This is a genomic window from Providencia sp. PROV210, from assembly GCF_028479445.1.
Taxonomy (GTDB): domain Bacteria; phylum Pseudomonadota; class Gammaproteobacteria; order Enterobacterales; family Enterobacteriaceae; genus Providencia; species Providencia rustigianii.
This window is the reverse complement of the sequence record NZ_JAMPNQ010000022.1, coordinates 12,143-24,089: the sequence shown is the minus strand read 5'-3', so window position 1 is coordinate 24,089 and position 11,947 is coordinate 12,143. Positions and strand designations below refer to the sequence as shown.

The following is an 11,947-nucleotide window of genomic DNA, read 5'->3' as shown; positions in this document are numbered from 1 at the left end:
TATGGATGAGTACGCAGAACTTTTGGCACCGATTAAGCAATTTTTGCATTGTGAAACCCCGAATGCGTGGATCCACAAAGCAAGTCAGCCTGAAAATCTGCCCATTATCTTAAAAGACCATCTACTGTGCGAATTAAAAGCTGCGCAAAGTGCCATGTTTTTGATCCGTAAATATGCCGTAGATAAAGAAAGTGCCGCCATTCTTTTAGAATGGTTTAAGCCTTATGAGTCTTTTGCTTATGATCGAATTGGTGATGTTCACACGCTAAAAAATAAAAATCAGGTTTCCAAACATATTTTGGCGAAGAAAAATTCCCCCTATAGCCAAGATTTAATTGATAAAATGGTGCTATTGATTAAAGAAGAATTGCACCATTTCTACCAAGTATTGGAAATTATGCATGAACGAAATATTCCTTACGATGGGATCAGCGCAGGTCGCTATGCTAAGGGGCTATTCAGCCATTTAGATCCTCGTGACCCTAAAACTCTCGTCGATAAGCTGATTATTGGTGCCTATATTGAGGCGCGTTCGTGTGAACGTTTTGCAAAATTAGCGCCTCATTTAGATGAACAGTTAGCGAGTTTTTATACCTCTCTATTACGTTCTGAAGCCCGTCATTATCAAGATTATCTTCAGCTAGCTCAATTAGTTAGCAAAACAGATATCTCAGAACGAGTCAAATTCTACGGAGAAATCGAAGCGCAATTAATCTTAGCCCCTGATGATGATTTCAAGTTTCACAGTGGTGTACCCGTTTAATTGATTCACACATTATAATAGAAAAACCCCTGTTATCGATGATAACAGGGGTTTTAGATTCAAACACAGCAGTTCTACATATTGAATAACGCTTCCAGCGTTAATTCCTCACCTTGTAAAATATCTTTAAGACGTCTTAAACCTTCGACCTGAATTTGACGAACTCTTTCACGTGTGAGCCCAACTTCTTCCAGAGTCTCCGCTTCATAGCCTAATAATCCAAACCGACGCGCTAAAACTTCCCGCTGTTTCGGATTTAATTCATATAACCACTTAACAATATTTTCTTTTAAGTCGTTATCTTGGATCGTGTTCTCAGGTCCTGAATCATTATCATCAGATAATACTTCAAGCAATGACTTCTCTGAATCCCCTGCAATCGGCGTATCAACGGAAGTAATACGCTCATTTAGGCGCAACATTCGGCTGACATCTTCAACAGGTTTATCTAATTGCTCAGCTATCTCTTCTGGGCTTGGTTCATGATCCAGCTTTTGGGCTAATTCACGTGCCGTACGAAGGTAGATATTGAGTTCTTTAACGATATGAATCGGAAGGCGAATAGTACGGGTTTGGTTCATTATGGCGCGTTCAATCGTTTGACGGATCCACCATGTTGCGTAAGTTGAAAAACGGAATCCCTTCTCGGGATCAAATTTTTCTACTGCACGAATCAAACCTAGATTTCCTTCCTCTATCAGATCGAGTAAGGCTAGTCCTCGATTATTATAACGACGAGAAATTTTTACGACTAAACGAAGGTTGCTTTCTATCATACGCTGACGCGATGCGATATCACCACGAAGCGCTCGACGAGCATAGAAAACTTCTTCCTCTGCTGTGAGGAGCGGAGAGAATCCAATTTCACTGAGATAAATTTGGGTTGCGTCCAAAACACGTTGACTCGTGCTTTGGAGTAAGTCCGTTTCTTCATCCTGCTCGGAAACTAGATCCTCTTCTTTAAATTGACTCTCATCAAATGCGTCATCCATCGCATTTTCATCGAGGTCATTATACAACTCGTTAACTTTCAGCGAACTTTGGCTCATCAGTCACTCCGACCCAAGATAATGAGGACGGAATGTGAAAGCACTCCGCCCAGTTTATCGCTGCGGTAAGTAGCGCAACGGGTTTACTGATTTTCCCTTGTAACGAATTTCAAAATGTAAGCGAACCGAACTTGTACCGGTGCTACCCATCGTGGCTATTTTTTGACCTTCAGCAACATCCTGTTGGTCGCGCACAAGCAATGTATCATTGTGTGCATAAGCACTTAAGTAGTCATCGTTATGTTTTATTATTATAAGATTTCCATATCCACGCAGTGCGTTGCCTGCGTATACAACTTTACCTGGAGCAGACGCTATGACCGACTGGCCACGAGTACCTGCGATATCAACACCTTTGTTCCCACCTTGTGAATCAGAGAAGCCTTCAATCATCTTCCCATCAGCAGGCCAACGCCATTTTATCGACGAGTTATTGGTGCTACTTCCAGTTGCTGCGGTTGTTGTAGTCGTAGTTGGGCTAGTTGTTGTCGTAGAAACCGTTGATACTGGTTTCTTATTATTTGGCAACATCTTACCTGAACTTTGCCCACTACTATTTTCAGGATACCCACTAGTTGGTTGAAGATCAACCGCTCTCTGCTGACTATTTGATGCTAATTGCGTGTTCGAGTTCACATTTGTGTTACCAATATTTATCACCTGACCAACATTTAAGCTATAAGGCTCCGAAATATTGTTTTTCGATGCTAACTCACGGAAATCATTACCCGTTAGATAGGCGATATAAAATAATGTGTCTCCACGCTGAACGGTATAGGTATTCCCGTTATAGCTACCTTTTGGAATACTTCCATAATCACGATTATAAACAATACGACCTTCACCGTTAGTCGACACAGTGCGAGAAGCTGAATTCCCCATCGAGCCATTAGAGGACAAATTAGGTCTGTCTGAAGGCATCGCCGTACTCATTCCGTTATTAGACGGAGAATTAGGTACAGTTCTTGATGCTGATTGTTGGCTAGAACCACCATCATTCACACTCGAAATCGGTGCTGCTGGATGATATGGCGTAGAACATCCCGCTAATAAAGCACCGCTAAATGAAAAGATAACCGCCCATCGAATTTTACTTATAGGGCTAACAATTTTCATATTTCTTCTCCCGTGAAGAAAAGTCTGACCTGAAGCTAAAGGACTAAATGCAAATAATGCCTAATAGATATAGGTATCTTAAAATATTTCGCTTATTAAAGCAGAAATATAAAATAATGGACAAGTTAAATGTATCAAAAATATAACAAATTGAGATTATCACTTAACCATGTGAGCGAAATCATCCCATTTAAATAGGTAAAATATCATATTAAGAGTAATTCAAATATCATTAGGCTAGATAAACTCATCAATAAACGGCTATTGGTGACGTTTATTTTCAAGGTGACTCTAGCCCGTTAGACATCAGATTTGAATTAATGATTTATCAGCTTAGATCGCCGGCAATCAGGGGGACAAAACGGACTTTTTCGATGACATTAGTGTGATAATCGTTACCGCGACGAGTAATCAATTTCAGCGCCTGATCTTTATCACCTACAGGCAATACTAACCGCCCACCGTCTTTCAATTGGCTCAACAGTAATGAAGGAATTTCGCTAGGTGCGGCTGTCACAATGATGCCATCAAAAGGACCTTTTGACAGCCAGCCTTCCCAGCCATCACCGTGACGAGTTGAAATGTTGTGTAAATCGAGCAACTTAAAGCGACGCTTGGCTGTCCACTGTAAGCTTTTCACCCTTTCGACTGAATAAACATGCTCTGCAAGGTGAGCAAGCACCGCCGTTTGGTATCCCGACCCTGTCCCGATTTCCAGAATATGATCTGTTGGTTTAACTGAGAGTAAGGCGGTCATTTTGGCAACAATGTAAGGTTGTGAAATGGTTTGCCCATGACCAATTGGTAATGGGATATTATCATAGGCTTTATGAGATAGCGCTTCATCAACGAATCGTTCACGTGGAACGAGCGCGAGAGCGTCTAATAGGCGCTCATCGTGAATTCCCTGTTGGCGAAGTTGTACCAGCAGTTCTTTCATGAGCCCAATTTTCATTTTACCTTCACTCCTGACTTATCTAACCACTCTTCCACTACAGACTGAGCCTTATAGGATGTCAGGTCTACCTGCAATGGGGTAATTGATACATAACCATTTTGTACCGCTTCAAAGTCTGTTCCCGGTCCCGCGTCACGAATTTCACCTACAGGTCCCAACCAATACAGCATGTTTCCACGAGGATCTTCGAGATTATAAACCTCTGATGCGGCATGACGGCTACCACAGCGGGTCACTCTGATGCCTTTAATTTCATCATAAGGAATATCCGGTACATTGATATTCAAGATATTTCCTGCTCGTAGTGGATTTTTTTGCAGCATTTTCAGAACATCGCTAGTGACCTTAGCTGCCGTTTCATAATGCACATCACCATCTAAAGAAACCGCAATCGAAGGCAAGCCTAAATGACGTCCTTCTGTGGCTGCCGCTACCGTACCGGAATAAATAACATCGTCCCCTAAATTCGGGCCACAGTTGATACCGGAAACCACAATATCAGGGCGTGGACGCACGACTTTATTCACGCCGATATAAACACAGTCTGTCGGTGTTCCCTCTTGAACTGCCAAATCACCATTCTCTAATGTTTGAATTTTCAGAGGTTTATCTAATGTTAATGCATTTGAGGCACCACTACGATTGCGGTCAGGCGCAATCACTTGCACATCATAAGATTTGCGCAATTCAGCAGCCAATGTTTGAATTCCCGGTGCAGTAACACCATCGTCATTACTCAATAATATTTTCAGCATCAACACAATCCTGATTGATAATTTCTCGCACTACGCTGGTCGCAAAGCTACCGGAATTAAGAAAAAATTGTAATTTCACGGTAGACGCATCCAGCCACTGCCATTGTAAATTTTGAGGCTTGATAAGCACCGCTCTTCTTGCTGGCGAAACGCGTTCACTTTTCATTAATGCCATAAACGGCTGATAACTTTCCAAGCATTGAGTTTCAAAAGCAAGCGCATCGTCTTGAGTTCCTAGCTCACCATCACCCGGTAGTGGCGCAGTCACACTGAGCTCCGAGGATTCAACTCTTCCCTGTAATGCCGCTAACTCTTCTGCGGTTGCGACAAACCAACTTCCACGCCCAGTCAATTGAAGTGCATCCCCCAACATGACATTCTGAGCGCTGTTGCTTTCGATTCTTGCACTGGCAACTTCATTAAACATAGCACTACGCGCGGCAGACAGGTAAAAACTGCGCTTATTTCTTTCTCGCACATTAATTTCTTGGTTTGCCCAACGACGTGCTTGCACCAAGTTTTGTCCACCACGGCCAAAACGTTGCTCCCCAAAATAGTTGGGTACGCCAAACTCAGCCACTTTTTGTAGCCTGAGTTCCACATCATCTGAATTCGAAATATCTCGCAACGTGATTTCGAATTGATTCCCTTTCAGGGCGCCAATACGCAATTTACGTTTCTGTCTCGTCACCGCTAATACGCGACAACCTTCCAATTGCCACAGAGCAAAATTGGGCGTTTCTTTCCCCGGCATTTGCAAACAAAACCACTGTTCGGTAACGGCATGCCGATCTTTCAATCCCGCATAACTGACCGCCCTTGCAGAAATTTTAGCAAACTTTGCCAATTGTTCCGCAACGAATAGTGTATTACATCCAATTTTTTCAACGCGAACCATCACATGTTCGCCGTCACCATCTAACTCAAAACCGAGGTCTTCTTTAACCACGAAATCTTCAGGAATACTTTTTAAAACCCCTGAAGAGAGAGGTTTACCATGCAGGTACTGAACATTCATAACTTTCATTACTATTATCTTTGATGAGTAGAACGACCGCTGCGCAAGCAATCCCTTCTTTACGACCGACAAAACCTAGCTGTTCTGTGGTGGTGGCTTTGACATTGACGTCATCCATATGGCATTCAAGGTCTTCTGCAATATTGACGCGCATTTGCGGGATATGAGGTAACATTTTTGGCGCTTGTGCCATAATCGTCACATCGATATTACCGATCAAATAGCCTTTTTTGCGCACTTGGCAAAAGGCTTCTCTCAATAAAATACGGCTATCGGCACCTTTGTACGCAGGATCGGTATCTGGGAACAATTTACCGATATCGCCTAATGCTGCTGCGCCTAAAATTGCGTCAGTAATGGCGTGCAATACTACGTCACCATCCGAATGAGCGATAAGCCCTTGTTCGTAAGGAACTCTTACACCACCGATCACTATCGGGCCTTCACCACCAAATTTATGTACATCAAAACCGTGTCCGATTCTCATTTTTTTTCCTTATGATTTCATTCTTGAAAGATAAAACTCCGCAAGAGCCAAATCTTCAGGTCTGGTGACCTTTAAGTTATCGGCTCGTCCTGCGATTAACATAGGTTGATAACCACAATGTTCAAGCGCAGAAGCTTCATCGGTGATCACGGCATTCTCTTTCAAGGCTTTATCTAGACAGTCACGTAATAACAATAATGGGAAAAATTGTGGCGTTAATGCATGCCAAAGCGCATCTCGTTCAACGGTATGAGAAATATTTTTCTCTCCGCTTACCCCGCGTTTCATCGTGTCGCGGACAGGTACCGCTAATATTCCACCACAACAATCACGTTGGGTTGCTAGCTGGATAATCGTGTTTAAGTCATCTTGGTGAAGACATGGGCGAGCGGCATCATGCACTAATACCCAAGCATTCATACAATCGGCTTGCTTAGCAAGGTAGTTCAACCCCGCTAAAACAGAATTGGCTCGCTCTTTTCCTCCAATAACGGTAATTACTCGAGGATCTTTAGCGATTTCAAGGTGCTGAAAATAATCGTCTTCCGCACTCAATGCAACCACAATACGCTGCACGTGGGGATTACGTAGCAAGGTATCAATGGTGTGTTCAATAATGGTTTTCCCTGCCACAGTGAGATATTGCTTTGGGCAGTCCGCATTCATGCGGCTTCCCACGCCAGCAGCGGGAATGAGTGCCACAATGGAAGTGGCGCTTGAACTTATTGGATTTGTCATTATTCGAATCTTACATCAGAAATTATCAGGCTCATGGGTATCGCCCATCCAACATGATGATTATTGGGATGAGGGTGGGTTGGCGCGCTCTTTGACCATTCGATAGAATGATTCCCCAGGTTTTACCATGCCTAATTCGCTACGTGCGCGTTCTTCAATAGCATCCTGACCATCATTCAAATCATTGATTTCAGCAAATAGCTGCTCATTACGCTGTTTTAAGCGCGAATTGACAATCTCCTGTGCGGCAACGTCATCCTTAACTTTGACATAATCATGAATGCCATTTTTACCTAACCATAAGGAATATTGTAACCATGCTAATATCGCAATTAATAGTAGCGTTAATTTACCCATTCTGCCCCCTGAAATGATTTGCTAATCATCCCATAACTGAGCGCGTGACGCTACTGCGATGCATATATTGTCTTAAAAAGTCAGAATTGTTCGCGCTAGAAGAGATTAAATATCATCCAAATCTCCTTTAAATGTAGAAAAGGATGATATTTAAGTAAAATCAATTTAACTCTGGAATGATATTTTTCTGTTGAAGTAGACTCAAAACCTGCATCAGTAACGTGTCAATCGGTTGCTGACCATCGAGATGCAATTCCGGATTTTCTGGTGCTTGGTACGGGGAATCGATTCCTGTGAATTGTTGAATTTTCCCTGCTCGCGCTTGTTGATACAGGCCTTTAGGATCCCGTTGCTCGCAAATCGCAATTGGCGTATCCACATACAGTTCAAAAAATTGTTCTGGCTCGAACAATTCACGCACCTTTTGACGGTCAGATTGATAAGGGGAAATAAATGCTGTCGCAACAATTAAACCGGCATCAACCATTAATTTAGCAACCTCACCAATTCGGCGAATATTTTCTTGTCGATCCGCGTCACTAAACCCCAAATCACGACACAATCCATGGCGAATATTATCGCCATCCAATAAATACGTTTTAGCTCCCAGATTGGCTAGCTGACTTTCAACCGCTCCCGCTAGTGTTGATTTTCCTGAGCCTGATAGCCCCGTAAACCATAAAACAGCCCCTTGATGTCCATTGTGTTTTTCCCTTAATTCACGGGTTACAACATGTGGATGCCAAACTATTTGGTTAATCGAGTTCATGGCTTTATTTCCCACCTAGCACATCTCTAGCGCCCCAATGTGGGAAATGTCGACGAATCAACTGATTCAGTTCAATTTCAAACTGACTAAATTCGCTAGGGTAAACTTGATCAGAAGATTGAGGCTCACGAACTAACCCTGCTCCCACCGTGACATTTGTCAGTCGATCAATCAGGATCATTCCACCAGTATCCCCATTACTTTGGTAGTTTTCTAACAATAAAGGCTCATCAAAAGAAAACTCCACTAAGCCAATACCGTTCAACGGCAGCTCGGTCGCGACTTTTTGCGTCAAATTATTGACGTCCACTTGGTATTGAATATTTTCGACTTTACCGCGACTGCGTTTACCTGCAATTTTAATATCCAATTGCTGGCCTTGCACTAAAGGCTGCTCTGACATCCAAACCACATCAACCAACCCATGCTGGCTGGTTTGTAGAGTTTCATCTTCGGCGACAATCAAATCGCCACGGCTGATATCAATTTCATCGTTAAGTACTACCGTGATAGCTTCCCCGGGCACTGCACTAGCAAGATCCCCGGAGAAAGTGACTATCTGCTTCACCGTTGAAACCACACCCGATGGCAACACTTTCACTTTTTGTCCGACGCGGATAATTCCCGAGGAAAGGGTTCCACTGTACCCACGGAAGTCTAAATTTGGGCGATTAACATATTGAACAGGGAAACGTAATGACTGCTCTGCGGCTGTTTGAGTGACTTGTACACTTTCCAGTAACGAAAGTAGCGTTTCCCCCTGATACCAAGGTAAATGACGACTTGGGTTAACAATATTATCCCCATCCAGTGCAGAGATCGGGACAAACCAGACGTTTAAATCGACGGGAAGTTGCTGGGCAAAATGTTGATAATCTTGTTGGATTTTATCGAATACCTGCTGGCTATAATCCACCAAATCCATTTTATTTACCGCCACGATCAAATGACGAATACCGAGCAACGTACTAATAAAACTGTGGCGTCGAGTTTGTTCTTGTACCCCTTTTCGAGCATCGATCAACAAAATAGACAGCGAGCACGTTGAGGCTCCGGTTGCCATATTGCGGGTATATTGTTCATGCCCCGGCGTATCAGCAATAATAAATTTGCGTTTTTCCGTGGAAAAATAGCGGTAAGCCACATCGATGGTGATCCCCTGCTCTCGCTCAGCCGCTAAACCATCCACCAGCAAAGCCAGATCGAGCTTCTCGCCCTGTGTTCCAATTCGTTTACTGTCACTTTGTAAAACCGAGAGTTGATCTTGATAAATCTGTTGTGTGTCATGGAGTAAACGCCCGATGAGTGTACTTTTCCCATCATCCACATTGCCACAGGTTAAAAAGCGTAAAAGCCCTTTATGCTGTTGAGCCAGTAAATATGCTTCAACCCCACCTTGCTGCTGTATCTGCTGGGCGATAGTGTCGTTATAAGCCAGTTCAGCCATGATATTGCTCCTTAACCCTGTGATTAAAAATAGCCTTGGCGCTTTTTTTGCTCCATGGAGGCGGATTGGTCGCTATCAATTAAACGCCCTTGGCGCTCACTGGTTGTGGACAGCAACATCTCTTCAATAATTTCTGGGAGTGTTTGTGCATTCGAACGCACCGCCCCCGTTAGCGGCCAACAGCCCAGGGTTCTAAAGCGCACATTCTTCTTAGCGATCACTTCTCCCGGCTTTAGTTCAATACGCGCATCATCGACCATGATTAATGTGCCATCGCGTTCCAGCACAGGGCGTTCTTTTGCAAAATAGAGCGGAACAATATCGATATTTTCTAAATAGATATATTGCCAAATATCGAGTTCCGTCCAGTTAGAGAGAGGGAAAACGCGAATACTTTCCCCTTTATTAATTTGGCCGTTGTAGTTGTGCCACAGTTCAGGGCGCTGATTTTTAGGATCCCAACGGTGGGCGCGATCACGGAAAGAGTAAATTCGCTCTTTGGCTCGTGACTTTTCTTCATCGCGCCTTGCACCACCAAACGCCGCATCAAAACCGTATTTATCCAACGCTTGTTTTAATCCTTCTGTTTTCATGATGTCCGTGTGCTTGGCGCTACCATGAACAAATGGATTTATACCGAGGCGTTCCCCTTCCGGATTTCGATGAATTAACAGTTCAAAACCGTATTTTTCTGCCGTTGCATCACGAAATTGGTACATTTCACGAAATTTCCATCCGGTATCCACATGCAATAATGGGAATGGAATTTTCCCCGGATAGAATGCTTTGCGTGCAAGATGCAGCATGACCGAAGAGTCTTTTCCAATTGAATACAGCATCACAGGGTTAGTAAATTCGGCAGCAACCTCCCGAATAATATGAATACTTTCCGCTTCTAATTGCTGTAGGTGGGTTAATGTTTTTTCGTTCACCATATACTCCTCGATTAAGCCAATTCCAGCACGGCTGAGCGCCATTGGATGGTTTCTGATTGCGGACCAAACCACGCAAGCTGTTGATGTAATGCAGCGACTTCACCAATGACGATGAGAGCGGGAGCCGGTGCTTGTAACGTTAAGGACTCCAATTCGTGCAATTGTCCGGTGACCACCTTTTGCTCTTGGCGGGTACCACAACCAATGACGGCAACGGGAGTTTCTCGATGGCGACCATACTGAATAAGTTGTTGGCGTATATTGGCCGCGGTGACCGTTCCCATATAGATCGCCAAAGTTTGATTACTGCGCGCCAATGCTTGCCAGTCCAATTCAGCGCCTTCGCTGCGGCAATGCCCTGTAATAAAGGTAATACTTTGCGCATGCTCACGATGAGTCAGCGGAATTCCTGCATAAGCCGCGGCACCAATCGCTGCGGTTATTCCGGGAACGACTTGGAATGGGATCCCCGCTTGCGCTGCTACTTGTAACTCTTCACCACCCCGCCCAAAAATAAAGGGATCGCCACCTTTTAAGCGCACCACTTTTTTGCCCTGCTGCGCATATTTCACAATCAATTGGTTGGTTTCTTCTTGGGAAACACTGTGATTTCCAGCTCGTTTTCCCACACAAATTTTATCGGCATCACGGCGAACCAAATCGAGAATGTCGGCACTGACTAAATGGTCATACAGCACCACATCGGCACTTTGTAATACCCTCAAGCCTTTCAATGTCAATAATCCCGCATCTCCAGGTCCTGCGCCCACTAACACTAACTCTCCTTGGCTATCTGCCTCAGAAAGCTGTTTCTCAAGTTGCAGCTCGGCTTCACTCAGTTGCCCACTTTCCACAAGGGAGGCAAACCGCCCACTAAAACTGTGCTCCCAGAAACGCTTGCGCTCTCTTAACCCTGTTAAGCTTTGTTTGACTCGCTGACGCCAACGCCCAGCAATTTCTGCCATTTTGCCTAATGATGGCGGTAACATGGCTTCCAGTTTTTCTCGAATTAATTTGGCTAAAACAGGGGCTGTGCCACCGGATGAAATAGCAATGACCACTGGCGAACGATCAATAATTGATGGCACGATAAATGAACACAGCGGCTGATCATCCACAACATTGACAAAAATTCGTCGTTGCTGCGCATCATGAAAAACTTTCTCATTCAAAGCCTGATCATCCGTTGCGGCAATCACCAAATAAGCCTCATCAAGATGCTCTGGTTGATATGAAGCTTGTAACCATTCCAGCTGCTGTTGCTGATAAGCGGTTTGCAATGACTCACATAACTCAATGGAAACCACCACCAGCGATGCATGCGCTTTGAGTAGAAGCTCAGCTTTGCGTTCAGCCACATGCCCACCACCGATTAGCACGACTTTGCGATCACGTAAATTCACAAATAAGGGTAAGTAATCCATATATCACTTCCATCTGACTTTTTAATTATAAGCGTATTGAAATTGACTATATGGCTTGAATGAGCGCCTTTGAAATGACAAAAAGGCATGAATAGGAACGGAAAGGCATAAGCTAAATAAAATCGATAAAA

General features: G+C 43.8%; 13 protein-coding genes. 1 reads left to right on the top strand and 12 read right to left on the bottom strand.

Annotation, left to right across the window (positions count from 1 at the left end):
- The first annotated feature begins 1 nt into the window (after window position 1).
- The gene (gene miaE, locus PR761_RS16245; protein WP_006815222.1) at window positions 2–763 is read left to right on the top strand and encodes a tRNA isopentenyl-2-thiomethyl-A-37 hydroxylase MiaE; all 762 of its coding nucleotides are present in this window, start codon (window positions 2–4) and stop codon (window positions 761–763) included.
- A 74-nt stretch (window positions 764–837) separates the two neighbouring features.
- Here miaE and rpoS read toward each other — a convergent pair whose 3' ends face one another.
- The 12 genes from rpoS to cysG form a co-directional block, all read right to left on the bottom strand.
- On the bottom strand, window positions 838–1,812 hold the full coding sequence (rpoS, locus tag PR761_RS16240) for an RNA polymerase sigma factor RpoS (RefSeq protein WP_154610693.1): 975 nt from the start codon (window positions 1,810–1,812) through the stop codon (window positions 838–840).
- A 54-nt stretch (window positions 1,813–1,866) separates the two neighbouring features.
- A complete protein-coding gene (nlpD, locus tag PR761_RS16235; RefSeq protein ID WP_039855197.1) occupies window positions 1,867–2,928 on the bottom strand; it encodes a murein hydrolase activator NlpD in 1,062 nt (353 codons plus the stop codon).
- Between the two features lie 328 nt (window positions 2,929–3,256).
- Window positions 3,257–3,883 carry a protein-L-isoaspartate(D-aspartate) O-methyltransferase gene (locus tag PR761_RS16230; RefSeq protein ID WP_006815226.1) on the bottom strand — a complete coding sequence of 209 codons (627 nt, stop codon included), beginning with the start codon at window positions 3,881–3,883 and terminating at the stop codon, window positions 3,257–3,259.
- On the bottom strand, window positions 3,880–4,641 hold the full coding sequence (gene surE / locus PR761_RS16225) for a 5'/3'-nucleotidase SurE (protein WP_006815227.1): 762 nt from the start codon (window positions 4,639–4,641) through the stop codon (window positions 3,880–3,882). The genes PR761_RS16230 and surE overlap by 4 nt, the downstream gene beginning before the upstream one ends.
- Window positions 4,619–5,668, bottom strand: coding sequence for a tRNA pseudouridine(13) synthase TruD (gene truD, locus PR761_RS16220; RefSeq protein ID WP_112837303.1), 1,050 nt, complete (start codon window positions 5,666–5,668; stop codon window positions 4,619–4,621). Before truD ends, surE begins: the two co-directional genes overlap by 23 nt.
- The gene (gene ispF, locus PR761_RS16215) at window positions 5,634–6,146 is read right to left on the bottom strand and encodes a 2-C-methyl-D-erythritol 2,4-cyclodiphosphate synthase (protein WP_006815229.1); all 513 of its coding nucleotides are present in this window, start codon (window positions 6,144–6,146) and stop codon (window positions 5,634–5,636) included. Before ispF ends, truD begins: the two co-directional genes overlap by 35 nt.
- Window positions 6,147–6,155: 9 nt before the next feature.
- On the bottom strand, window positions 6,156–6,884 hold the full coding sequence (gene ispD, locus PR761_RS16210) for a 2-C-methyl-D-erythritol 4-phosphate cytidylyltransferase (RefSeq protein ID WP_006815230.1): 729 nt from the start codon (window positions 6,882–6,884) through the stop codon (window positions 6,156–6,158).
- A 60-nt stretch (window positions 6,885–6,944) separates the two neighbouring features.
- On the bottom strand, window positions 6,945–7,241 hold the full coding sequence (gene ftsB / locus PR761_RS16205) for a cell division protein FtsB (protein WP_006815231.1): 297 nt from the start codon (window positions 7,239–7,241) through the stop codon (window positions 6,945–6,947).
- Window positions 7,242–7,401: 160 nt separating this feature from the next.
- Window positions 7,402–8,010 (bottom strand): adenylyl-sulfate kinase, encoded by a 609-nt coding sequence (gene cysC / locus PR761_RS16200; RefSeq protein WP_115164887.1) that lies wholly within the window; start codon window positions 8,008–8,010, stop codon window positions 7,402–7,404.
- A 4-nt stretch (window positions 8,011–8,014) separates the two neighbouring features.
- On the bottom strand, window positions 8,015–9,457 hold the full coding sequence (cysN, locus tag PR761_RS16195) for a sulfate adenylyltransferase subunit CysN (RefSeq protein WP_154610694.1): 1,443 nt from the start codon (window positions 9,455–9,457) through the stop codon (window positions 8,015–8,017).
- A 23-nt stretch (window positions 9,458–9,480) separates the two neighbouring features.
- Complete coding sequence (gene cysD / locus PR761_RS16190; protein ID WP_039855456.1) at window positions 9,481–10,389, bottom strand: sulfate adenylyltransferase subunit CysD; 909 nt, start codon at window positions 10,387–10,389, stop codon at window positions 9,481–9,483.
- A gap of 14 nt (window positions 10,390–10,403) precedes the next feature.
- Entirely contained in the window at window positions 10,404–11,816 is a 1,413-nt protein-coding gene (gene cysG, locus PR761_RS16185; protein ID WP_006815235.1) for a siroheme synthase CysG, read from the bottom strand.
- Between the last annotated feature and the right edge of the window lie 131 nt (window positions 11,817–11,947).